A 21,704-nucleotide genomic window follows, 5' to 3' on the forward strand; every position below is an offset into this window, starting at 1 on the left:
GGCGGGGCCACCTCCTGCAGGGTCAGCCCCGGCGCCGGCGCCAGCTTGCGCAGGGCCAGCATCAGAAGGGCGAGGGGTAGGTGTTGTCGTAGAAGCTGACCGGCGGCCGCGCATCCGGGTCGGTGATGACATCGACCAGGCTCGGCCCCTTCTGCGCCCAGGCCTCCTGCAGCGCCTCCTGCAGCATTGCGGGGTCGTCGACGCGGACGCCATGGCAGCCGCAGGCCTGGGCGATGACGGCATGGTCGACCGGCTGGAAGTAGCAGGCCTCGGTATGGGCGCCGAACAGCACGTCCTCGGCATGCTTCTGGTAGCCGAGGATCTGGTTGTTCAGCACGATCACCGGGATGTCGAGGCCGAGCCGCCGCGCCGTCTCCAGCTCGGCCCAGGTATGGGCGAAGCCGCCATCGCCGGCCAGGCACACGACCTTCCTGTCGGGGGCGGCCATCTTGGCGCCGATCGCCAGCGGCAGGCCCCAGCCCAGCCCGGCCAGGCCGCGCGGCGTCAGGAAGCGCTGCCCGGCGGCGCGGGCGGTCAGGTAGTTGGTGATCCAGATCGACGAATAGCTGGCATCGGCGACGACGATGGTGTCGGCGTCGATCATCTGGTCCAGCAGCTGCATCACCCGCTCCGGGCGGATCGGCGCGCGGTCGCTCTCGCGGATGCGCTGGGTGAAGCTTTTCCAGTCCTCGACACCGGCCAGGATCTGACCTTCGACGCCAGCGCGGGCCGCGGCGCGGCGCTCGACACCTTCGGCCAGCAGCGCCTCGCGCAGGGCCGCCAGCGTCAGCTTCGCATCGCCCATCAGGCGCAGCGCCTCGTAGTTGCGGCCGATCTCGGTGCCATCGATGTCGATCTGGATGAAGCGGGCGCCGGGCGGATACAGCTTCCAGCTGTCGGTGCCGTTCTGGTTGGCGCGGTTGCCGACCAGCAGCACGACATCGGCCTCGGCCACCAGCGGCCGCAGCGCCCGGCCACGCGCGCCGTCACCCATGAAGTAGCCGACCACGCCCAATGACAAAGCGTGGGTCTCGGCCACCGTGCCCTTGCCCATCACCGTGGTCGCGACCGGCAGGTGGCAATCCTGCTGCAGCGCCGCGAGCTCGGCGCAGGCGCCGGAGGCATGCACGCCGCCGCCGGCGATGACGAGCGGCGCCCGGGCGGTCGCCAGCAGGCGCGCGGCCTCGCGGATGCGGGACGGGTCGGCCAGCGACCGGTCGAGCGGGAAGTGGCCCAGATCGGCCTTGCGTGTCTCGGCCGCGGCGGCCGCCTCGGTCAGCAGGTCGGCGGGGACGATCAGCGCGACCGGGCCGGGGCGGCCGCTGCAGGCCTGGACGAAGGCCAGGTCGACCATCTCCTCGACGCGGGAGACATGGTCGATGCGCCGCGTCCATTTGGTGCAGCCATCGAAGAGCCGCAGATGGTCCAGCTCCTGGAAGGCATTTTTCTCGGTGGTGTTGCGGGCGACGTCCTGCACCAGGGCGACGATGGGAATGGAGGCCTTCAGGGCCTCGGCGAGCGGCGCGACCAGCAGGGTGGCGGCCGGGCCGTTCTGTGCGGTCACCACGCCGACCCGGCCGGAGATCCGGGCATAGCCGTCGGCCATGGTGCCGCCGGCATTCTCGGCGCGGTAGGTGGCCTGGCGGATGCCGACCTGGGGGGCGGCCAGGAAGAAGGCGCTGGGGATGCTCTGGCCGAAGACCGTGTCGACGCCGTGCCGGCGGAAGGCATGGGCCAGGCGCAGGGCCACGGATTCGTTCACGCCCCGCTGGGCGTGCACGGTGCTGTCCATCACGTTTTCCTTCCCTGGCCACGACGCTTGTTATGCGTCATTTGATATAACACTGCGGAGCGATGCCAGGGCCTGTCAACCATGAACGAAATGACCGACGCCGCTGGCTTGCAGGAAGCACCCGGCCCGTTCCGCCGCCTGACCCGCGACAGCCTGAGCGAGCGCGCCTATCGCGAGGTGCGCGAGGCCCTGATGCTCAGCCGGCTGGCGCCGGGGGAGAAGCTGCTGCTGCGGCCGCTGGCGGCGCAGCTGGGCATCAGCGCCACCCCGGTGCGGGAGGCGCTGCTGCGGCTGGTCTCGGAACAGGCGCTGCAGATGGATGAGCGCGGCACGGTGGTGGTGCCCCGCATCGACCGCGCCCGCTTCCTCGAGATCCGCGCGCTCCGCTGCACGCTGGAGGGTCAGGCGGGGGAGGCGGCGGCGGCGCGGGCGGGACCGGCGGATATCGCAGCCCTGGCCAGCCTGCATGCGCGGCTGGTGGCGGCCGAAAAGCGGCGCGATTTCGCAACCGCCCTGCAGGCCAACGAGGGCTTCCACTTCGCCCTGTGCCGGCTGGCCGGGCAGCCGGTGCTGCTGGGCCTGCTGGAAATCCTCTGGATGCAATGCGGCCCGCTGCTGAGCCAGCTCTATGCCGGCGGGGCGGCGAACCCGCCGCGGCACGGGCATCTGGAGGCGCTGGAGGGGCTGCGGCGCCGCGACGGGGCGATGGTGCGCGCCGCCATGATCCGCGACATCGAGGAGGGCGGCCGGCCGCTGCTCGATTTCCTGCCCTGAGAATCAAAAACAGGCGCAGCGTCTCAAAAGCCGCAGCCTGGCGCAGGCGGGGCGGGCGATTCAACAAAACGCCAGGCGGTCACAGGAAGGCCCGGGGAATCGATGATTCCCCGGGCCTGGTCAACGCCGATCGCGAATCGGCCGGTTTCCGGCCGGCGGAAGCCTCAGGCCTTGGCGGCCTTGCGCTTGGTCTTCTTCAGGGCGGCGAAGGCCGCATCCTTCAGCGCCGGCGACGGCTTGAAGCGCACCGTCGCGGCGGCCTTGACCGCCACCTTCTCGCCGGTGCGGGGGTTCATCGCCTGGCGCTTCGGCGTGTCGCGCACGATGAAGGCCCCGAAATCGGGGATGGTGAAGCGACCGGTCTTCACGATCTCGCCCTTGATCGCCTCGATGATGTCGCCGGCCAGCGCATTGGCGCCGACGCCGGTGATCTCGATCGAATTCTGGATGGTGTCAGCCAGGAACTTCTTCGACATGATCTTGCCTTTCGCGCAATGCCCCCTTCCAAAGCACAGGCCGCGGCAAGAGTGAAGTCCTGTTTATGCCTGTGGTGGTCAGAAAATCGTCTTGATGTGGCCGGGGGGCGCCGCCACCCTCGCGCCACCGGAGGGAGACGCCCGCAATGAAGAAACTGATCAACGATCCGCGCGCCGTGGTGCGGCAGATGCTGGAGGGGCTGGTGGCCCTGGCCCCCGGCCAGGCGCTGCTGGCGGCGGAGGATGTCGTCCTGCGCCGCGACGCCGGCCCGGCCAGCGGCCGCGTCGCCGTCCTTTCGGGCGGCGGCGCCGGGCATGAGCCCGCCCATGCCGGCTATGTCGGCCCTGGCCTGCTGGCCGGCGCCGTCACCGGCGATGTCTTCACCTCGCCCTCGACCGACGCCGTGCTGGCCGGGATCCGCGCCGCGGCCGGGCCTGAAGGCGCGCTGCTGGTGGTGAAGAACTACACCGGCGACCGGTTGAATTTCGGCCTGGCCGCCGAGCTGGCCCGCGCCGAGGGCATTCCGGTGGAGATCGTCGTGGTCGCCGACGACGTCGCGCTGCGCGACACGGTGGCCCCGGAGAAGCGCCGCGGCATCGCCGGCACCGTGCTGGTCCATAAGGTGGCGGGTGCGGCCGCCGAGGCCGGGCTGGCCCTGGCGGAGGTCGCCGCCGCGGCGCGCGCCGCCGCCGCCGCGCTGGGCTCGATGGGGGTGGCGCTGGGCGCCTGCACCGTCCCCGCCGCCGGCCGCCCCGGCTTCACCCTGGAGGAGGACGCGGTCGAGCTGGGCCTGGGCATCCATGGCGAGCAGGGGGTGCAGCGGGTGAAGCTGGCCCCGGCCGACGACCTGGTCGCCCGCATCCTGCAGACCATCCAGGCCGATCTGCGGCTGCAGGCCGGCGCCCGGGTGGCGCTGCTGGTCAACGGGCTGGGCGGCACGCCGCCGATGGAGCTGGCCATCGTCGCCCGCGCCGCGCTGGCCTGGCTGCGCGGCCAGGGCATCGAGGTGCTGCGCGCCTGGTCCGGCAACTACCTGACGGCGATCGAGATGCCGGGCATGTCGCTCTCCGTCATGGCGCTGGACGATGCCCGGCTGGCCTTCCTCGACGCGCCCGCCAGCGCGCCGGCCTGGAGCGGCGACGGCCGCATCCCCGAGGCGCCGGCCATCATCCCGGCGCCCCCCGCCACGGAAGAAGCCGCGGCCGCCCCCGGCCCCCTGGCCCCGGCGATGCAGCGCGCCGTCCTGGCCGTCTGCGCCGCGCTGGAGGCCGCCGAGCAGGAGCTCACCGAGCTGGACAGCGCCGCCGGCGACGGCGATCTCGGCATCAGCATGCAGCGCGGCGCCGCGGCGCTGCGGGCCCTGCCGGCGGGGGCCTATGCCAGCCCGGCCCGCCTGCTGGAGGCCATGGCCCAGGCGCTGCGCCGCGCCATCGGCGGCAGCTCCGGCCCTTTCTATGCGGTGGCCCTGCTGCGCGCCGCCCGCCAGCTCGAGGGGGTCCCGGCCCCCGGCGCGGCGCAACTGGCCGAGGCTTTCGCGGCGGCCGTGGCGGCGGTGGGCGAGCTGGGCGGCGCGCAGGCCGGCGACCGCACCATGCTGGACGCGCTGCTGCCGGCGGCCGGGGCGCTGACCGCGGGCAAGGGCCTGCCCCAGGCCGTCGCCGCGGCCGAGGCCGGGCTGGAAGCCACCCGGTCGATGCGCCCGCGCCAGGGCCGCGCCGCCTATCTGGGCGAGCGCGCCATGGGCACGCCGGATGCCGGCGCCGCCGCCGTGGTGGTCTGGCTGCGGGCGCTCGCCCGCGCCTGAACGCCGTCCCGCGCCGGGGAAAACCGTTTCCCGGCGCGATCTTTTTCCAACCCGGCCCCCCGTCGCGCCGTTACTGGCGCGGAGGCCTCCGGCCGTCCCGACGCGGAGAGGCTGCATGTCACGCCGTTGCATCCCGGCCCTGCTGGGCCTGAGCCTGTTGCTGGCCGCCACCCCCCTGGCGGCGCAGGAGGCCCGCGCGCCGGAGCCGGAAGCCGCCCGCGACATCCTGGCCAAGGGCAGCGTCTTCCGCGTGCTGGGCCAGGAGGTGCGCGGCGTCACCAATATCGTGGTGGCCCAGGTGGTGAACGTCCTGGTCGACGCGCAAGGCCAGCCGCAGGCGGCGGTGCTCGACTATGGCGGGTTTCTGGGCGTCGGCCGGCGGCGCATCGCGGTCGGCTGGCAGGCGCTGTCCTTCGGGCCAGAGGGCATCCGCCTGTCGATCAGCCGCGACCAGATGAAGAACTTCCCCGACTACAAGGAGGGCGAGGAGGTGGTGGTCGCCCTGCCGCCGCGCGCGCCCGAGCCCGCCGAGGCGACCCCGGCCACCGACGCGCCGGCGGCCGAGACCCCCGCCGAGCCGCCCGCCGCCCCGGCTGCGGAAGCTCCGGCCGCGGAAGCTCCGGCCGCGGCAGCACCGCCTTCCGAACCCCCCCCGGCCGCGCCGCCGGCCGGGCCGAAGCCCTGAAGGATGGCGGCATGAGGGCAGGTCGCAGCCGGCGGGGTCTGGATTGGCTGAACTTCTTCGTCGCCGATGTGCAGACGGGGTTCGGGCCTTTCGTCGCTGTCTACCTGACCACCCAGGCCTGGACCGAGGTGGAGATCGGCTTCGCCCTCAGCCTGGGCACGCTGACCGCCATGATCAGCCAGCTGCCGGCCGGCGCCCTGGTCGATGCGCTGCGCAACAAGCGGCTGGCGGCGATGCTGGCGCTGCTGGCCATCGCTCTGTCTGCCGTGCTGCTGGCCGCACTCCCCCACACCCTGCCGGTGCTGGTCTCCGAGGTGCTGCATGGCTTTGCCAGCTGCGTCCTGACGCCGTCCATCGCAGCGATCAGCCTGGCCCTAGTCGGCCGCGCCGCGCTGGGCGAGCGGCTGGGGCGCAATTCACGCTACCAGGCGCTGGGCGGCGCCATCGCCGCCGGGGTGATGGGGCTGGTCGGCACCTATGTGGCGCCGGCCGCCGTCTTCTGGCTGACCGCGGCGCTGACCCTGCCGAGCCTCGCCTGCCTGGCGATGATCCGCGGCGAGGACCTGACCCAGCGCGCCGTGCCGCTGGTCGCCAGGAGCGAGGGCGGCGGGCGGTTGATCGACCTGCTGCGCCAGCCCGGCATCCTGGTCTTCTCCGGCTGCTGCCTGCTGTTCACCCTGTCGAATGCGGCGATGCTGCCGCTGGCGGCCTCGATGGTCACCCGGCAGGCCGGCGACGAGGCCAATCTGATCATCGCCGCCTGCCTGGTGGTGCCGCAGCTGGTGGTGGCCGGGCTGGCGCCGCGCTTCGGCCGGCTGGCCGAGACGCGCGGCCGCCGGCTGGTGCTGATCATCGGCTTCTCCATGCTGCCGCTGCGCGGGGCGCTGCTGGCGCTGGTGCAGCATCCGCTGGGGCTGGTGGTGGTGCAGGCGCTGGACGGGATCAGCGCCGCGACGCTGGGCGTCATGCTGCCGCTGATCGCCGCCGACCTGACCCGGGGCAGCAACCGCTTCAACCTGTGCATGGGCGTCTTCGGCCTGGCGGTGGGCCTGGGCGGCACGTTCAGCACCAGCCTGGCCGGGCTGGTCGCCGGCTGGCTGGGGGCGGGCGTCGCCTTCGGCATGCTGGGCGGCATCGGCCTGGCCTGCCTGGTCCTGGCCTGGGCGGCCATGCCGGAAACCCGCGCCCCCGGCCCCGCCCCGGACCTCGCCGCCGCCCGGGCCTGAGGCGCAAAAAAGCCCGGCCCCCTGTCGAGGGCCGGGCCTGGGCGGGCGCGCCGCGGCGTGCCGGCGCTATTCCTTCTGGTTCTTCATGAAATTGCCCATCTCGCCCGGCCCGGTGGTCTTGCTGCCGGGGCGGGTCGTGTCCGGGTCGCGGGTGGAATGGCCGGTCAGCATGCCGGTCCATTCCCCCAGATGCAGGCCCGGATGCAGGCCGCGGTCGTCGGCCACTGGAGCACCGGGCTTGGCGGGCTTCTTCGCCGCATGGTCCGCCCCGGTATTCTCCGCCGGGACGGGGCCTGGCTTGCGCGGATCGGTCATCGCACTTCCTCCTTCAGTCGGGGCTGATGAAGCAAACGGGGCAGCCGCCCGGCGGTTGCGCTGACGCTATTCCACGCGTCCAATGGGGCAATTAAGACGATTTCTGCGTAATTCTCTTGATTGCACGTCTTGGATGTGTTGAAAGGAAGATGTTCCGGGCGGATGGTCCGCCCCGCGGAGATTTGAGATGCAGCTTGCACCGCGTCACGAAAAGCTAAAGCGCCACGATCTGCTCTCCGGCCGGGCCGGTGGGGCGGGGACCCGAATGCGCTGTTGTCAGCGCTGACCTTCCCCGCCTGCCGTGACTGACATCCCCCGGTTCTGATGGCCGCGCCCGAGGCGATGGCCCGGAGAAAGATCATGATTGCTTCCCGTCCCGTCGACATTGGCGGCCGCTTCGTCGGTGTCGCCGTCTCCAGCCATGGCGGCTGGCGCTTCAAGGCCGTCGACCCCGTGGTCGACGACATCGACGGCGCCCGCTTCGACAGCCCGGCGGAAGCCGCGCGCGTCGCCCGGCTGGTCGTCCAGCGTGCCCAGGACTGGGTGCCCGTCGCCCAGGCGTAACGTGCCTTAGCTAGCGTTCCTCCCAGACTCGTCTTTCCCTTTGTCGAAACTTGGCCGGGCATCGCATGATCCATGCGTTGTCCGGATTTTTTTCGTCCGCTTCTGATCCTCCAAGGACTTCGCATGCACCGTAGAGAGCTGCTGGCCGCCGCCGGCGCTGCGCTGACGATTCCGGGCCTGGCCCGGCCGGCCCTGGCCCAGGCCCCCTGGCCGAGCCGGACGATCCGCATGATCGTGCCCTACACCCCGGGTGCTGCGACGGACGCCATGGCGCGGCTGGCCGCCCTGAAGCTGCAGGAGCAGCTGGGCGTCACGGTGGTGGTGGAGAACCGCACCGGCGGCAGCGGCACGGTCGGCGGCCAGGCGGTGCTGCAGGCGGCGCCCGACGGCTACACCATCATGGGCTCGGCCTCGATCCATCCGATGGCGCGGCATGTGATGAAGGTGGTGGGCTACGACCCCGTGGCCGACTTCATCCCGCTGGCGCGCACCGCCCGCGGCCCCTGCGTGCTGGTGCAGGACCCGCGCCTGCCGCAGAAATCTTTGTCCGAGGTGATCGCTGCCGCCAAGGCGGAGCCGAAGCGGTGGTCGTTCGCGACATCGTCGCTGGGCGCCGCCGGCCATCTGGCCTCGATCGAGTTCAACCGCCAGGCCGGCACCGACATCGAGATCGTGCCCTATCGCGGCTCGGCCCCCGCGCTGACCGATGTCGCCGCCGGCAACGTCCAGCTGATGTTCGACCCGGTGCTGGCCACCCTGCCGATGATCCGCGGCGGGCAGCTGCGGGGCCTGGGCATCGCGACGCCGACCCGCACCGAGCTCGCCGCCGAGCTGCCGACGCTGTCGGAGAACGGGCTGCCCGGCTTCACCTTCTATTCCTGGTACGGCGTCTGGGCGCATCGCGGCATCCCGGCCGAGATCGCGACCCGGCTGAATGCCGCCCTGGTCCGCGGCCTGCACGAGCCGGAGACCGTCCAGCGCCTGGCCGGCCAGGGCTTCGAGCCGGTGCGCGAAAGCATCCCCGAGATCGAGCGCGCCATCGCTGCCGAGGTCGAGCAGAACGCCGCGCTGCTGAAGCTGGCGAAGTTCGAGCCGCAATAGAAACTTGCGGCTGGCGCATCTTCCGCTTTGCCGCCGGCTGACGCAGGCTGGCGGCCTTTCTGCCTCAGGATGACACCATGACCGTCAAGGCCACCGCGCCCGTCGATCCCGCCGACCACGCCAAGATCCAGGACTGGTTCCGCGAGCTGTCCGACCATGTCCAGGCCGTCGACTTCGCCGCCGCCCGCCACCTCTTCGCCGACGACTTTTTGGCGTTCGGCACCTTCTCTGACTTCGTCTACGGGCAGCAGCCGGCGGAGCAGAACCAGTGGCGCAAGGTCTGGCCGACCATCGACGGCTTCCTCTGGCGCCTGGACGACGTGAAGTCGATCGTCTCGCCCGACCGGCTCTTCGCCGTGGGCCTGGGCATCTGGGATTCGACCGGCTATCTGCCGGATGGCACGGCGTTCGACCGCAAGGGGCGGGCCACCGTCTCCTTCGGCCGCGACTCGGTCGATGCGCCCTGGATCGCGACGCACACCCACATGTCGCTGTTCCGGGGCACCCCGGACGTCTCGCACGGCAACAAGCCGTCGCGCAGCTGAGCGGAGGGGCGCGACCCTTCCGCCGAGAGGAGGGAAGATTGCGCCCCGCCACCCTGGCACTTCACGCCGCCGAGCCGGCGCGCGCCATCGGCGCGCCGGTGACGCCGCCCCTGGTCGCCGCCACCAGCTTCTACACCGACCCCGACGCCATCGGCTTCTCCGCCAACGACCTCGGCGCCGACGCGCCGATGTTCTACACGCGCTGGGGCAACCCGACCGTGGCCCTGCTGGAGCAGCGCCTGGCCGCCCTCGAAGGCGCCGAGGCGGCGCTGGGCTTCGCCAGCGGCATGGCGGCCACCGCCGGGCTGCTGCTGCACCGCCTGGCCCCCGGCAGCCATCTGCTGCTGAGCGATGTCTGCTACGCCGGCGTCGCCGAATTCGCGTTGGAAACGCTGGCCCGCTATGGCGTCGCCGTCAGCAGCGTCGACATGTCGGATCTGGCCGCCGTCGCCGCCGCCATCCGCCCCGAGACACGCCTCCTCCACGTCGAGACCCCCGCCAACCCGATCCTCAAGCTCGCCGACATCGCGGCGCTGGCCGCCATCGCCCATGCCGCCGGCGCCGAGCTCTCGGTGGACAGCACCATGGCGACGCCCATCGCCACCCAGCCCATCGCGCTGGGCGCCGACTGGGTGATCCATTCCCTGACCAAATATGCCTGCGGCCATGGCGACGCGCTGGGCGGCGCCGTGATCGGCCGCGCCGGCCCGATCGCTGCCCTGCGCAAGGAAGCCGTGATCCACCTGGGCGGCGCCATCAGCCCCTTCGCCGCCTGGCTGATCCTGCGCGGCCTCGAGACGCTGCCCGCCCGCATGGCCCTGCACGAGCGCAACGCCCGCATCGTGGCCGATTTCCTGTCGTCCCATCCCCGCATCCGCCGCGTCTTCTGGCCCGGCCTGGACAGCCACCCGCAGCACGCTTTGGCGCAGCGCCAGATGGCCAATTTCTCGGGCATGGTCAGCTTCAGCGCCGATGGCGACAAGGATCTCGCCCGCCGCCTGGCCGCGCGGCTGAAGATCTGGAGCTACGCGGTGTCGCTCGGCAAGGCGCAAAGCCTGCTGTTCCACATCCCCTCCGAAGACCTGCTCCGCGGCTCCTTCCGCCTGGAAGGCGCCGCCGCTGAGGCCTATCGCGATTGGACGGGCGACGGGACCTTCAGGTTGTCGGTGGGGTTGGAAGATCCGGCGGATCTCGTGGAAGATCTAGAGCAGGCCTTGGGAAACTGAAGGTCGGGGGAATGAATTCCCCCGAGCCCCCATCTTTTTTCTGTTCTGTTGGCCGTTGAGGGCCCAGCCGCTTCACCACAGGCGATAACAGGGCATCGCGGTGGGACGCTGAATATGAAAACAGCGCAATCTCAAAGGTCGCGCTGCTGCCGGGCCGTTTCACGTACTGTCTTCACGTGGACACGGCAGTCACCGCAAAAAAAAGAAGGGGTCCAGGGGAATTCATTCCCCTGGCCTTCGGCTTACCTTGGCTTATCCAAACGCTTTCTTCAAAGCCGCCACCACTTCTTCCCGCGCTTCGTTGGCCTTCGACAGCAGCGCGGTCTGTCCGATGAACCCGTGCGGCACGCCTTCGTACAAAGTGGTCGAATGTTCGACCCCCGCGGCGTCGAGCTTCTTGTCGAGCGCCAGCGTGTCGTCGAGCAGCGGGTCCAGGGCGGCGGCCTGCAGCACCAGAGGCGGCAGGCCCGCCAGCTGGGCGTGCAGCGGCGCCACGCCCGGGTCGCTGCGCTGCGCGGCGTCGGGCGCGTAGTGCGACCAGAACCAGTCCAGCTTGCTGGTCGACAGGCCGAAGCGTCCGTCGCCGCGGTCGCGGTGCGACGGCGTCTCGTGCTGGGCCGAGAGCATGCCGTAGACGATGACGCCGAGCAGCGGCTGCGGCTCGCCGGCGTCGCGCAGGCGGATCAGCGCGTTGAGCGTCAGGTTGCCGCCGGCGGAATCGCCGCCCACCGCCAGCCTGGTGCCGTCGATGCCGTGCTGGGCGCCGTTCTCGCGCAGCCAGCGCAGCGCGGCCAGCACCTGCTCGATGGCGGCGGGGTAGGGGTGCTCGGGGGCCAGGGCGTAGTCCAGCCCGACCACGACGATGCCGGCCTGGTCGGCGATCTCGCGCTTCCAGCGGTCCAGCGAGTCGATCCCGCCGATGGCGAAGCCGCCGCCATGGATATGCAGATAGGCCGGGCGCGCCTCGGCGCCGGCGCTGCGCGGGCGGTACAGGCGCAGCCGCAGCGGCGGGGTGGTGGTCTCCAGCACGACCTCGGTGACGGCGGCCATCTCGGGCCCGCCGGCATTGAGGAAGGCCTGGAAGGCGCGGGACTTCTCGCGCGCCTCGGCGATGGGCTGGGTCAGCACATCGCCGTTGGACACGCCGGCCTCGCGGCAGCGCGCCTGGGCGGCGGTGACTTCGCTGTCGGGCAGCAGGGGGGCGAGGCTCATCGGGCTCTCCGGCATCGGGTCGGGTTCTTGGCCGCTACTCAAGCAGCGGCGTGGCCCAGGGGGAAGGGGGCGTCCCAGTCGAAGGGCTCGCGGATGCGGGCGGCCAGGTGCTCGATCAGGGTGCGGGTCTTCAGCGGCAGCGCGGCGGCGGGGGGCCAGACCAGCTGGATGGTGTCGGGCTCCGGCACCCAGCCAGGGATCAGCAGCGGGGTTAGGGCACCGGCCTTGACCTCGGCGGAGAGCAGGAAGGTCGGCAGCACGATCAGCCCGATGCCGGCGCGGGCGGCCTCCAGCAGTGCCTCGCCATTGTTGGCGGTCAGCCGCCCGCCGAGCACCAGCGACCGCGCCTCGCCGGCGCCATCGGCCGGCACGAAGCGCCAGATATGGCCGGAGGAGGCATTGGCGTAGCCCAGGCAGGAATGGCCCGACAGCGCCTCCAGCGTCGTGGGCACCCCGTGGCGGGCGGCATAGTCGGGGCTGCAGCACAGCGCGCGGCGGCTGGTGCCCAGGCGCCGGGCGCGCAGGGTGGAATCGCCGAGCCGGCCGATGCGCAGCGCCAGGTCGTATTGCCCGGACAGCAGGTCGACATGCCGGTCGTCGAAGTCCAGCGCCACCTCGATGCCTGGATAATCCCGCAGGAACCCCGCGATCAAAGGTCCGAGATGGCGGGCGCCGAAGGACAGCGGGGCGGCCAGCCGCAGCTGCCCCGATAGCGCGCCGGAGCGGGCCATGACCTCGTCGGCCACCGTGTCCAGCTGCGCCAGCAGGGCGCGGGCGCGGGCCACCAGCAGCGCGCCGCTTTCGGTGGCCGTCACCTTGCGCGGCGCCCGGTGCAGCAGCTTGGCCGAGAGCTGCGCCTCCAGCTGCGCCATGCGCTTGCTGACCACCGACTTGGCCAGCCCCATGCGCGCGGCGGCGCCGGTGATGCTGCCGCAATCCACCACCTGGATCAGGGTCGCCAAAGCATCGATATCCGGCCGCATCGTTCGTCTCCAGAGAACGCAAGGTTTCCGAGCAGACGCTTGCAGGAAACGACCGCCGGGCGCAACTCTGGCCGCAGACGAAAGCCACCCCACCCCCTTCCGGAGGCCCGCGATGAGCAAGATCCTGGTTCTGTACTATTCCAGCTACGGCCATATCGAGACCATGGCGAATGCCGTGGCCGAGGGCGCCCGCGCCATCGCCGGCACCGAGGTGGTGGTCAAGCGCGTCCCCGAGACCGCGCCCGAGGCCGTCGCCAAGGCCGCGCATTTCAAGCTGGACCAGGCCGCCCCCGTCGCGACCGTCGCCGAGCTGGCCGAGTACGACGCCATCATCTTCGGCACGCCGACGCGCTTCGGCCGCATGGCCTCGCAGATGGCGAGCTTCCTCGACCAGGCTGGCGGGCTGTGGTTCGGCGACAAGCTGGTCGGCAAGGTGGGCTCGGTGTTCAGCTCGACCGCGACCCAGCATGGCGGGCAGGAGACGACGATCATCTCGACCATCGTCAACCTGCTGCATTTCGGCATGACGGTGGTGGGCCTGCCCTATACCGAGAAGCGCATGCTGGACAACGGCGCCGTCAATGGCGGCACGCCTTATGGCGCCACCACCATCGCCAATGGCGACGGCTCGCGCCAGCCGACCGAGGCCGAGCTCGAGATGGCCAAGAGCCAGGGCCGCCACGTGGCGGAAGTGACCGGGCAGCTCCTGCGCGGCCGCGCCTAAGAACTTTCCAAGAAGGCCCGGCGGGGCGGCGGCAGGTGCCGCCCGCCCCGCGACGAGGGCAAGGACGACGATCATGCAGTTGCATGGCATCCATCACCTGACCGCTGTCTCCGCCGATGCGCGGGGCAACCACGACTTCTACACCCGCGTGCTGGGCATGCGGCTGGTGAAGAAGACGGTGAACCAGGACGACACCAGCGCCTACCACCTGTTCTACGCGGATGGCGAGGCGAGCCCCGGCAGCGACATCACCTTCTTCGACTGGCCCGTCGGCCCCGAGCGTCGCGGCACGCACAGCGTGATCCGCACCGGCCTGCGCGTCTCGGGCGAGGAGTCCCTGAAGTTCTGGGCGACGCGCCTGGCGGAGCAGGGCGTCAAGGCGGGAGAGATCCGCGAGATCGACGGCCGCCTGCAGCTCGACTTCGAGGACCCCGAGGGCCAGCGCCTGGCGCTCGTCGACGATGGCGGCCGTGGCGACTCGCACCCCTGGTCGCGCAGCCCCGTCGACGCCGCGCAGCAGATCCGTGGCCTCGGCCCCATCGTGATGAGCGTGCCCGACCTGCGCCGGTCGGATGCCTTCGCGACCGACGTCATGAACATGCGCCGCGCCCGCACCTATCGCTCGGATGACGCCAAGCCCGTCGACGTCCAGGTCTACGAGATGGGCGAGGGCGGTCCCGCCGCCGAGCTGCACATGTGCGTCGAGCCCGGCCTGTCCCCGGCCCAGCCCGGCGCCGGCGGCGTGCACCATGTCGCCTTCCGCGTGCCCGACGCCGATTACGGCGCCTGGGTGGATCGCTTCAACAGCCTGCGCCTGCGCTCCAGCGGGCCGGTGGATCGCTACTACTTCCGCAGCCTCTATGTGCGGGAGCCCGGTGGCATCCTCTACGAGATCGCGACCGACGGCCCCGGCTTCGACGCCGACGAGCCCAAGGACCGGCTGGGCGAAAGCCTCTCCCTGCCGCCCTTCCTCGAGCCGCAGCGCGCCGCCATCGAGCGCGGGCTGAAGCCGCTGTGACCGCGAACCCGCATGCCGGCCGGCCCCTTGCCCGGGCCGGCGTCGCGGCCGGGGAGGCGCAGCGCGCGCTGATCCTGCTGCATGGCCGCGGCGGCGACGCGGCCGACATGCTGGGCCTGGGCGGGCACCTCGGCGTGCCCGGCTATGCCCTGCTGGCGCCCCAGGCGGCCGGGAACACCTGGTACCCGCACCGCTTCATCGAGCCGACGACGCGCAACGAGCCCTGGCTCTCCGGCGCGCTGGCCGCGGTCGATGCGGCGGTGACGGCGACCGGCCTGCCGGACGACAAGATCGCGCTGCTCGGCTTCTCGCAAGGCGCCTGTCTGGCGCTGGAATATGCCTGGCGCAGCGGCCGCCGCTTCGGCGCGGTGATCGGGCTGAGCGGCGGGCTGATCGGCGACCAGCTGGCCGCCGTCACCCCCGGCGCGCGCTTCGACGGCGTGCCGGTGCTGCTCGGCTGCAGCAAGCAGGACGGGCATATCCCGCTGTCCCGCGTGCTGGAAACCGAGGAGCGCTTCAAGGCCCAGGGAGCCAGCGTCACCACGCGGCTTTACGAGGGCGGGTATCATGGGGTGACGGAAGATGAAGTCACCCTGGCGAGAGAGCTTCTCGCCAAAATCTAGCAAGAAGGCCGGGGGAAGGAATTCCCCCGGACCCCCATCTTCTTTTTATCTATCAAGCAAGCGCGGCGACGCGGCGGGCAGCCACATAGCGGTTGACCGGGCGCGACAGGCCCAGATTCTCCCGCAAGGTCGAACCCTCATAGGCCGTGCGGAACAGCCCGCGCCGCTGCAATTCAGGCGTGACGAATTCGACGAAGTCGTCGCACCCGCCCGGCAGCTGGTTCGGCGTGATGTTGAACCCGTCGCAGGCGCCTGCGGTGAACCACTCTTCCATGCGATCGGCCACATCGGCCGCCGTGCCGATGACACAGGAATTGCCCTCGCCCGCCAGCTGCCGGCACAGCTGGCGGATCGTCAGATTGTGCCGCCGCGCCCGCGCCAGGATGCGCTCGGCGCCGCTGCGCACCTGCGGCTCGCCCTGCGGCTCCGGCACCGGACCATCCAGGTCGAAGCCCGTCAGGTCGCCGAACTCGTTGTACAGCCGTGCCAGCCCGACCATCGGATCCAGCAGCTCCTGCATCTGGTCGAACTTCGCCTGCGCCTCCGCCCGCGTCGCCGCCACGATCGGCCGCAGCGCGGGCATGATCTTCAGGTCGTCCCACTCACGCCCATGCCGCGCCAGCCGCGCCTTGACGTCGTCGTAATAGGCCTTGGCATCGGCGATCGTGTCCTGCGCGGCATAGATCACCTCGGCATGCTCGGCGGCGATGTCGCGCCCCTGGCCGGCCGCCCCCGCCTGGAACAGCACCGGCCGCCCCTGCGGCATCTCGGCGACGTTCAGCGGGCCCTTCACCTTGAAGTGCTTGCCGACATGGTTCAGCTCATGCAGCTTCGCCTCGTCGTAGAACACGCCGGAATCACGGTCATAGACCAGCGCCCCCGGCTCCCAGGAATCCCACAACCCCTTGACCACCTCGACAAACTCGGCGGCGCGCTCATAGCGGGTGTCGTAGTCCAGGTGCTTGTCGCGGTTGAAGTTGCGCCCCTCCGCATCCGACCAGGAGGTGACGATGTTCCACCCGGCTCGACCCTTGCTGATCAGGTCCAGCGTCCCGAATTTCCGCGCCAGGTGATAGGGCTCGTTGTAGGTGGTGGATGCCGTCGTCACCAACCCGATGTTCTTCGTCACCATGGCGAGCGCCGGCAGCAGCGTCATCGGCTCCATCTCGGCCAGCTCGAAGCCGGACCGCGCCAGCGACCCCGCCGGCAGGTCCTTCTCGCGGATCGCGATGCCATCGGCGAAGAAGATCATGTCGAACAGCCCGCGCTCGGCGGTCTGCGCGTTGCGCACGTAATGCTCGATGCGCAGCGTGCCATCCGCCGGCACCTCCGGATGGCGCCAGGCGGCCGGGTGATAGCCGATGCCGCGCATCGACATGCCGAGCCTCATATTGCGGGAAGCCATGGTCGTGGTCCTTGTCTCAGGCGGTCACGAGCGCGGGCGCCTGCCGCGGCTCGAGCGTTGGAATGGCGGCGATCAGCGCCTTGGTATAGTCCTCGCGCGGCGTGCCGAACACCGCCGAGGGTGGCCCGCTCTCGACGATCCGCCCCTGCCGCATGATGGCGACCTGGTGCGCCACATGCCGCACCACGCCCAGGTCATGCGAGATGAACAGGTAGGACGTGTCGTGCTGCCGCTGCAGCGCCAGCAGCTCGTTCAGGATCGCGGCCTGCACGGAAATATCCAGCGCCGAGGTCGGCTCGTCGCAGACGATCAGCCGCGGCTGCGCGGCGAAGGCGCGGGCGATCGAGACGCGCTGCTTCTCTCCCCCCGACATCTCGCGCGGATACAGCGACAGGTAGCGCTCGCCCAGCTTCACCGCCTCCAGATGCTCGATCACCCGCCGCTTCAGCGCGGCGCTGTCGCGCTCGAAGCCATACAGCGTCATCGGCCGGCCGACGATCTGCGCGACCGACCAATGCGGGTTCAGCGCCGCATCGGGATTCTGGAAGATGAACTGCACCGCCTGCTGCGCGCCGCGGCCGCGCTTCTGCACCAGCGGCGCCAGCACGTCGTTCTCCAGCCTGATCGCGCCTTCCTCCGGCAGGATCAGCCCGGCGACGCAGCGCGCCAGCGTCGACTTGCCGGAGCCGCTCTCGCCCACCACCGCCAGCGTCCGCCCCGGCGCGATGTCCAGCGTGACATGGTCGACGGCGCGCACCGGTGCCGGCCCGCGCATGAAAGGCAGCGCCGGTCGCGCGCGAAAGCTCTTCTGCACGTCGACGATCTGCAGCCGCGGCCGGCCGGCGGTGAGCTCGGCGAGGTCCGCCTCCTCCACCAGCGGCTCGGGCGGCAGCCGGGTCGCGATGTCGTCGCGATGGTGGCAGCGGCTGCGATGCCCGGCGGCACCCTGCTCGGCCGCTTCCAGCGCCGGCATCTCGGCATGGCAGTTGTCGTCGGCAATGGCGCAGCGGGCGGCGAAGATGCAGCCCGGCGGCGGAGCGCGCATGTCGGGCAGCCGGCCCGGGATCGCGGCCAGGCGCCGGCGCGGCCCCTCGATGCTGGGCATCGCCCGCATCAGCGCGACGGTATAGGGATGCAGCGGCGCGCGCAGCACCTGCTGCGTCGTGCCTTCCTCGACCAGCTGCCCGGCATAGAGCACGCCGACGCGGTCGCAGACCTGCGCGACGACGCCCATGTTGTGGCTGATGAACAGCACGGCGACGCCGGTCTCGCGCCGCAGCTCGTTGACCAGCTCGAGGATCACCGCCTCGGTGGTCACGTCGAGCCCGGTGGTCGGCTCGTCCATGATCAGCAGCTGCGGGTCGCAGGCCAGCGCCATGGCGATCACCACGCGCTGCTGCTGCCCGCCCGACAGCTGGTGCGGATAGCGATGCGCGATCTCGGCGGGGCGCGGCAGATGCACGCGCGTCAGCAGCTCGACGCTGCGCGCCCAGGCCTCGGCCTTGCCGGCGCGGCGGTGCAGGCGGATCGCCTCGGCGATCTGCTCGCCCACCTTGATCGCCGGGTTCAGCGCGCTCATCGGGTCCTGGTAGACCATGGCCGCGACGCGGCCGCGCAGCGCCGCCAGGGCCGGCTCGGGCAGGGACAGGATCTCCTGCCCGGCCAGGTGCACCTCGCCGCTGGCGGCGCCCTTGATGTAGCGCATCACGGCGAAGGCGATGCTGCTCTTGCCCGAGCCGCTCTCGCCGATCAGTCCGAGGGATTCGCCGGGCGCGATGCGGAAGGAGACATCGCGCACCGCCTTCAGCGGGCCATAGGTGATCGACAGGTGGCGAACATCGAGGACGGGCGGGGCGAGATCGGTCATGACGTTCACCGCGCCCTCCCGCCGCCCGGCAGGGCCAGCTTATGCCGCAATCTTTCGCCCAGCAGCACCGTGCCGATCGAGGCCAGCGCGATGGCAAGGCACGGCCAGACGACGAGCCAGGGCGCGATCTCGATGAACTGCTGGCCGTCGCGCACCATCAGCCCCCAGGCCGGCGTCGGCGGCGTCACGCCGATGCCGAGATAGGCGAGCGAGGCGGCGAGCAGGATGCCCGACGTCACCCGCAGCGAGAAATCGACGACGATGATCGGCAGCACGTTCGGCAGCAGCTCGCGGAACAGGATGAAGCGGGAGGTCTCGCCGCGCGAGCGCGCCGCCTCGATGAACTCGCGCTGCGCCAGGTCGACGACGACGGCGCGCACCAGCCGCGCCGAGCGCGGCCAGAACACCAGCGCGATGGCGGTGACGACATTGATCGCGGCCGGGCCGAGCATGACCACCACCAGCATCGCCAGGATCAGCCCGGGGAAGGACATCAGCGCGTCCATCACCCGCATGATGGTCTCGTCCACCGCGCCCGGGCGATAGCCGGCGGTGAGCCCGGTGACGGTGCCGAGCACGACGCCGAGCGCGGCGGCGCTGATCGCCAGCAGCAGCGTCGGCCGGGCGCCGGCCAGCACGCGGGAGAAGACGTCGCGGCCGAATTCGTCGGTGCCGAAGGGGAAGGAGAAGCTCGGCGCCTCCAGCGTGTGCATCGGGTTGAAGGCGGTGGCCGAATGCGGCGCGATCCATTCGCCCATCGCCATCAGCAGCAGCATGGCGCCGACCAGCAGGAAGCCGGCGGCCTCGCCGAAGCCGACGCGCAGGCGGATCGGCGCGCGGCGCGCCGGGAGTGTCGTGGCGCTCATGACCGCAGCCTCGGATTCATCAGCAGCGCCGCGACATCGGCGATCAGATTGCCGATGCCATAGGCGGCGGCGACCAGCAGCACGACGGCCTGGATCACCGGCACGTCGCGATAGCTGACCGCATTGGTCACCATCTGCCCGAGGCCGGAATAGGAGAACAGCGTCTCGACCACCACGAGACCGCCGATGACGTAGCCGAAATACATGCCGATCTCCGCGATGGTGGGCGGCAGCAGGTTGGGCAGCGCATGCTTCATGACGACGCGCCAGCGCGGCACGCCCTTCAGGATCGCCGTGCGCACATAGGCGCTGCCCATCACCTGGATCATGCTGGCGCGCGTGATCTGGCTGATGAAGGCGAGCATGCCGGTGATCAGCACGGCGATCGGCAGCACCAGCGCCTCCGGCCGGCTGAACGGGTTCTCGTTCGGATCCATCAGGCTCGATCCGGGCAGCAGCGGCAGCCAGATGCTGAAGGCCAGGATGAACAGCAGGCCGATGACATATTCGGGCAGGGCATAGGCGCCGACAGCGATGGCGCCGATCACCTTGTCCAGCCAGCCGCCCGGCTTCAGCGCCGCCACCACGCCGAGGGCCACGGCCAGCGGCGCCGCGATCCCCAGCGTGATCAGGCCGAGGATCGCCGAATTGCCCAGCCGCCCGGACAGCATCGGCGCGATCGCCTGGCCATGCTGCAGCGAGCGGCCGAAATCGCCCTGCAGCGCGGCCCAGAGCCAGCGCAGGTAGCGCTCGGCCAGCGGCTGGTCGAGGCCGAGCGCCGCCCGCACCGCCGTCACCTGCTCGGGCGTTGCCATGTCGCCCAGCACCGCCGTCGCCACATCGCCGGGCAGCACGTTGACGATGGCGAAGGTCAGCACCGAGACGGCGAGCAGCACCACGGCCAGCAGCGCCACGCGGCGAAGGATGAAGCCGAGCGCCTGCATGGGCTCAGGCGCTCAGCCACATGCCGCGGGTCTCGATGGTGCCGTATTTCGGCGGCTGGAAGCCCTGCACCTTGTCCGAGGTGATGCCGACATAGTTGCGGAAATAGGGCACCATGCGGTCGCTGTTGGCCTGGATCATCGCCAGCGCCTCGCCGGCGATCTTCTTGCGCGCGGCGGTGTCGACCTCGGCGATCATCGCGTCCAGCTTGGCGTCCAGCCCCGGCGCCACCTCGGTGTTGCCGTAGTTGTAGATCGCCTTGCTGTGGTGGATCTTGTAGATGGCGTCGTAGAGCGTCGCCGAGCCGGAGAAGTAGGACGAGTACATCGGCATCTTGCGCGCGACGTTGGCGGCATATTCGGTGTAGGGGATGTCGCGCACCCGCACCGTCACGCCGATCTTCGCCGCGGCCTCGGAGAAGGCCAGGATCATCTTCGGCGCCGGCTGGCGGTCGCTGGTGGTGTAGGCGTCGATCGTCAGGTCCTTGACGCCGGCCTCCTCCAGCAGCTTCTTCGCGCGCGGCAGGTCCTGGTCGATGGTCGGCAGCTCGGGCAGGTAGAAATTGCCCGGCGGCAGCGTCACGTCATTGCCCGGCACGCCCTGGCCGAACAGCGCGCTGGCGACGATGGCCTTGCGGTCGGGGATATACTGGAAGGCCTGGCGCACCTTGGCATTCTTGAAGGGGTCGAGATTCCCCATGATCTGGATGGTGTGGTAGTCGCCGGTCGGCGCCGAATAGGCCTTGAAGCCGCGCGCGTTGCGCATCGTCAGGTAGGTCTCGAGCGGGATCTGCGTGATCAGGTCGACCTGGCCGCCGCGCAGCGCCGCCTGCATGGCGACCGCCTCGCGGATGAAGACCATGCGCACGCCGTCGAGATGCTGGACCGAGGGGTCCCAGTAGCCAGGGAACTTCTCGACGGTGATCGAGCTGCCCGGCTGGAAATCCTTGAAGCGGAAGGGGCCGGTGCCGTTCGGCGTCTCGCGCAGGTTGTCGATGCCCTTGGCCGGCAGGATGCGGCAGGCGCGATAGGCCAGCACGACGGGGAACTCGCCGAAGGGCATGGTCATCTTGACCCGCACCTTGGTCGGGCCTTCGGTGGTCACCGACTGCACCGGGCCGAAGCCGCCGAAGCCGGCGCCGGCATGGGCGCGGTCGATCGAGCGCTCGATGGTGGCCGCCACATCGGCCGAGGTCAGCGCCTGGCCGTCATGGAAGGTGACGCCCTCGCGAATCGTCAGCAGCCATTCCTGGCCGTGGCTCAGGCTTTCCCAGGCGGTCGCCAGCTGCGGCAGCGGCTGGCCGTTGTCGTCGAGGATGACGAGGTTGTCGTAGACCATCTGCGAGAACTCCATTCCTGAGAAGGAGTTCGTCTGCATCGGCTCCAGCATGTCCGGCGGGTCGGGGCGGCAGAAGCGCAGCACGCCGCCCTTGCGCGGCGTCACGCCGGATTGCGCATAGGCGGCGCGGCTGGTCAGCGCCGCGGCGCCGAGGGCGGCGGCGCCGCCCAGGAAGCCGCGGCGCGGCAGGATGAGGGCGGGGCGGCGGGGGCTGGTC

Annotated in this window: 21 protein-coding genes; 11 read left to right on the forward strand and 10 right to left on the reverse strand. The window is 70.9% G+C overall.

Going from position 1 to position 21,704, the window contains the following annotated elements; all coding sequences use genetic code 11:
• Positions 1 to 61: 61 nt before the first annotated feature.
• Positions 62 to 1,792 (reverse strand): acetolactate synthase catalytic subunit, encoded by a 1,731-nt coding sequence (locus GVN67_RS20600; protein WP_159999211.1) that lies wholly within the window; start codon positions 1,790 to 1,792, stop codon positions 62 to 64.
• Between the two features lie 90 nt (positions 1,793 to 1,882).
• On the opposite strand from GVN67_RS20600, the gene GVN67_RS20605 reads away from it, so the two are divergent.
• On the forward strand, positions 1,883 to 2,566 hold the full coding sequence (locus GVN67_RS20605) for a GntR family transcriptional regulator (protein WP_200845327.1): 684 nt from the start codon (positions 1,883 to 1,885) through the stop codon (positions 2,564 to 2,566).
• A gap of 164 nt (positions 2,567 to 2,730) precedes the next feature.
• Here the strand turns inward: GVN67_RS20605 and GVN67_RS20610 are convergent, their stop codons facing one another.
• Positions 2,731 to 3,042 (reverse strand): HU family DNA-binding protein, encoded by a 312-nt coding sequence (locus tag GVN67_RS20610; RefSeq protein ID WP_159999213.1) that lies wholly within the window; start codon positions 3,040 to 3,042, stop codon positions 2,731 to 2,733.
• A 146-nt stretch (positions 3,043 to 3,188) separates the two neighbouring features.
• On the opposite strand from GVN67_RS20610, the gene GVN67_RS20615 reads away from it, so the two are divergent.
• The 3 genes from GVN67_RS20615 (at position 3,189) to GVN67_RS20625 (ending at position 6,758) form a co-directional block, all read left to right on the forward strand.
• A complete protein-coding gene (locus GVN67_RS20615) occupies positions 3,189 to 4,847 on the forward strand; it encodes a dihydroxyacetone kinase family protein (protein WP_159999214.1) in 1,659 nt (552 codons plus the stop codon).
• A 115-nt stretch (positions 4,848 to 4,962) separates the two neighbouring features.
• Positions 4,963 to 5,532, forward strand: coding sequence for a PRC-barrel domain-containing protein (locus tag GVN67_RS20620; RefSeq protein ID WP_159999215.1), 570 nt, complete (start codon positions 4,963 to 4,965; stop codon positions 5,530 to 5,532).
• An 11-nt stretch (positions 5,533 to 5,543) separates the two neighbouring features.
• Positions 5,544 to 6,758 carry an MFS transporter gene (locus GVN67_RS20625; RefSeq protein WP_159999216.1) on the forward strand — a complete coding sequence of 405 codons (1,215 nt, stop codon included), beginning with the start codon at positions 5,544 to 5,546 and terminating at the stop codon, positions 6,756 to 6,758.
• 66 nt (positions 6,759 to 6,824) lie between these two features.
• Here the strand turns inward: GVN67_RS20625 and GVN67_RS20630 are convergent, their stop codons facing one another.
• Positions 6,825 to 7,073: a hypothetical protein gene (locus GVN67_RS20630; RefSeq protein WP_159999217.1), complete on the reverse strand. Its 249-nt coding sequence runs from the start codon at positions 7,071 to 7,073 to the stop codon at positions 6,825 to 6,827.
• A gap of 360 nt (positions 7,074 to 7,433) precedes the next feature.
• On the opposite strand from GVN67_RS20630, the gene GVN67_RS20635 reads away from it, so the two are divergent.
• From GVN67_RS20635 to GVN67_RS20650, 4 genes are all read left to right on the forward strand, one after another.
• Entirely contained in the window at positions 7,434 to 7,637 is a 204-nt protein-coding gene (locus tag GVN67_RS20635; protein WP_159999218.1) for a hypothetical protein, read from the forward strand.
• A 123-nt stretch (positions 7,638 to 7,760) separates the two neighbouring features.
• The gene (locus GVN67_RS20640; protein WP_159999219.1) at positions 7,761 to 8,738 is read left to right on the forward strand and encodes a tripartite tricarboxylate transporter substrate binding protein; all 978 of its coding nucleotides are present in this window, start codon (positions 7,761 to 7,763) and stop codon (positions 8,736 to 8,738) included.
• A gap of 77 nt (positions 8,739 to 8,815) precedes the next feature.
• Positions 8,816 to 9,283: a nuclear transport factor 2 family protein gene (locus GVN67_RS20645; protein ID WP_159999220.1), complete on the forward strand. Its 468-nt coding sequence runs from the start codon at positions 8,816 to 8,818 to the stop codon at positions 9,281 to 9,283.
• A gap of 38 nt (positions 9,284 to 9,321) precedes the next feature.
• Positions 9,322 to 10,509: a PLP-dependent aspartate aminotransferase family protein gene (locus GVN67_RS20650; protein ID WP_159999221.1), complete on the forward strand. Its 1,188-nt coding sequence runs from the start codon at positions 9,322 to 9,324 to the stop codon at positions 10,507 to 10,509.
• A gap of 252 nt (positions 10,510 to 10,761) precedes the next feature.
• On the opposite strand, the gene GVN67_RS20655 is transcribed toward GVN67_RS20650, so the two are convergent.
• Positions 10,762 to 11,721: an alpha/beta hydrolase gene (locus GVN67_RS20655; RefSeq protein WP_159999222.1), complete on the reverse strand. Its 960-nt coding sequence runs from the start codon at positions 11,719 to 11,721 to the stop codon at positions 10,762 to 10,764.
• Between the two features lie 38 nt (positions 11,722 to 11,759).
• Positions 11,760 to 12,704: a LysR family transcriptional regulator gene (locus GVN67_RS20660; RefSeq protein ID WP_159999223.1), complete on the reverse strand. Its 945-nt coding sequence runs from the start codon at positions 12,702 to 12,704 to the stop codon at positions 11,760 to 11,762.
• Between the two features lie 112 nt (positions 12,705 to 12,816).
• Between GVN67_RS20660 and wrbA the strand changes: the two genes are divergently transcribed.
• The 3 genes from wrbA to GVN67_RS20675 all read left to right on the forward strand — a co-directional run bounded on the left by wrbA (position 12,817) and on the right by GVN67_RS20675 (position 15,069).
• On the forward strand, positions 12,817 to 13,428 hold the full coding sequence (wrbA, locus tag GVN67_RS20665; protein ID WP_159999224.1) for an NAD(P)H:quinone oxidoreductase: 612 nt from the start codon (positions 12,817 to 12,819) through the stop codon (positions 13,426 to 13,428).
• 73 nt (positions 13,429 to 13,501) lie between these two features.
• A complete protein-coding gene (locus GVN67_RS20670; protein ID WP_159999225.1) occupies positions 13,502 to 14,446 on the forward strand; it encodes a ring-cleaving dioxygenase in 945 nt (314 codons plus the stop codon).
• Positions 14,443 to 15,069: an alpha/beta hydrolase gene (locus tag GVN67_RS20675; RefSeq protein WP_159999226.1), complete on the forward strand. Its 627-nt coding sequence runs from the start codon at positions 14,443 to 14,445 to the stop codon at positions 15,067 to 15,069. Before GVN67_RS20670 ends, GVN67_RS20675 begins: the two co-directional genes overlap by 4 nt.
• A gap of 52 nt (positions 15,070 to 15,121) precedes the next feature.
• Here GVN67_RS20675 and GVN67_RS20680 read toward each other — a convergent pair whose 3' ends face one another.
• The 5 genes from GVN67_RS20680 to GVN67_RS20700 all read right to left on the reverse strand — a co-directional run.
• Positions 15,122 to 16,474, reverse strand: a complete 1,353-nt coding sequence (locus tag GVN67_RS20680; protein WP_159999227.1) for an LLM class flavin-dependent oxidoreductase — start codon at positions 16,472 to 16,474, stop codon at positions 15,122 to 15,124.
• A 16-nt stretch (positions 16,475 to 16,490) separates the two neighbouring features.
• Positions 16,491 to 18,341, reverse strand: a complete 1,851-nt coding sequence (locus GVN67_RS20685; RefSeq protein ID WP_159999228.1) for an ABC transporter ATP-binding protein — start codon at positions 18,339 to 18,341, stop codon at positions 16,491 to 16,493.
• A gap of 5 nt (positions 18,342 to 18,346) precedes the next feature.
• Positions 18,347 to 19,207, reverse strand: coding sequence for an ABC transporter permease (locus GVN67_RS20690; RefSeq protein ID WP_159999229.1), 861 nt, complete (start codon positions 19,205 to 19,207; stop codon positions 18,347 to 18,349).
• Positions 19,204 to 20,151, reverse strand: coding sequence for an ABC transporter permease (locus GVN67_RS20695; RefSeq protein ID WP_159999230.1), 948 nt, complete (start codon positions 20,149 to 20,151; stop codon positions 19,204 to 19,206). The genes GVN67_RS20690 and GVN67_RS20695 overlap by 4 nt, the downstream gene beginning before the upstream one ends.
• A 4-nt stretch (positions 20,152 to 20,155) precedes the next feature.
• A partial coding sequence (locus tag GVN67_RS20700) for an ABC transporter substrate-binding protein (RefSeq protein ID WP_159999231.1) occupies positions 20,156 to 21,704 on the reverse strand: 1,549 nt, incomplete at its 5' end.

The organism is Roseomonas sp. 18066 (assembly GCF_902706185.1).
In the GTDB taxonomy this organism is placed as follows: Bacteria; Pseudomonadota; Alphaproteobacteria; order Acetobacterales; family Acetobacteraceae; genus Pseudoroseomonas.

Bases quoted from the DNA above. Each gene is read 5' to 3' on its own strand.
- GVN67_RS20600 (WP_159999211.1), bottom strand. From the start codon at position 1,792: ATGGACAGCACCGTGCACGCCCAGCGGGGCGTGAACGAATCCGTGGCC.
- GVN67_RS20605 (WP_200845327.1), top strand. From the start codon at position 1,883: ATGACCGACGCCGCTGGCTTGCAGGAAGCACCCGGCCCGTTCCGCCGC.
- GVN67_RS20610 (WP_159999213.1), bottom strand. From the start codon at position 3,042: ATGTCGAAGAAGTTCCTGGCTGACACCATCCAGAATTCGATCGAGATC.
- GVN67_RS20615 (WP_159999214.1), top strand. From the start codon at position 3,189: ATGAAGAAACTGATCAACGATCCGCGCGCCGTGGTGCGGCAGATGCTG.
- GVN67_RS20620 (WP_159999215.1), top strand. From the start codon at position 4,963: ATGTCACGCCGTTGCATCCCGGCCCTGCTGGGCCTGAGCCTGTTGCTG.
- GVN67_RS20625 (WP_159999216.1), top strand. From the start codon at position 5,544: ATGAGGGCAGGTCGCAGCCGGCGGGGTCTGGATTGGCTGAACTTCTTC.
- GVN67_RS20630 (WP_159999217.1), bottom strand. From the start codon at position 7,073: ATGACCGATCCGCGCAAGCCAGGCCCCGTCCCGGCGGAGAATACCGGG.
- GVN67_RS20635 (WP_159999218.1), top strand. From the start codon at position 7,434: ATGATTGCTTCCCGTCCCGTCGACATTGGCGGCCGCTTCGTCGGTGTC.
- GVN67_RS20640 (WP_159999219.1), top strand. From the start codon at position 7,761: ATGCACCGTAGAGAGCTGCTGGCCGCCGCCGGCGCTGCGCTGACGATT.
- GVN67_RS20645 (WP_159999220.1), top strand. From the start codon at position 8,816: ATGACCGTCAAGGCCACCGCGCCCGTCGATCCCGCCGACCACGCCAAG.
- GVN67_RS20655 (WP_159999222.1), bottom strand. From the start codon at position 11,721: ATGAGCCTCGCCCCCCTGCTGCCCGACAGCGAAGTCACCGCCGCCCAG.
- GVN67_RS20660 (WP_159999223.1), bottom strand. From the start codon at position 12,704: ATGCGGCCGGATATCGATGCTTTGGCGACCCTGATCCAGGTGGTGGAT.
- wrbA (WP_159999224.1), top strand. From the start codon at position 12,817: ATGAGCAAGATCCTGGTTCTGTACTATTCCAGCTACGGCCATATCGAG.
- GVN67_RS20670 (WP_159999225.1), top strand. From the start codon at position 13,502: ATGCAGTTGCATGGCATCCATCACCTGACCGCTGTCTCCGCCGATGCG.
- GVN67_RS20680 (WP_159999227.1), bottom strand. From the start codon at position 16,474: ATGGCTTCCCGCAATATGAGGCTCGGCATGTCGATGCGCGGCATCGGC.
- GVN67_RS20685 (WP_159999228.1), bottom strand. From the start codon at position 18,341: ATGACCGATCTCGCCCCGCCCGTCCTCGATGTTCGCCACCTGTCGATC.
- GVN67_RS20690 (WP_159999229.1), bottom strand. From the start codon at position 19,207: ATGAGCGCCACGACACTCCCGGCGCGCCGCGCGCCGATCCGCCTGCGC.
- GVN67_RS20695 (WP_159999230.1), bottom strand. From the start codon at position 20,151: ATGCAGGCGCTCGGCTTCATCCTTCGCCGCGTGGCGCTGCTGGCCGTG.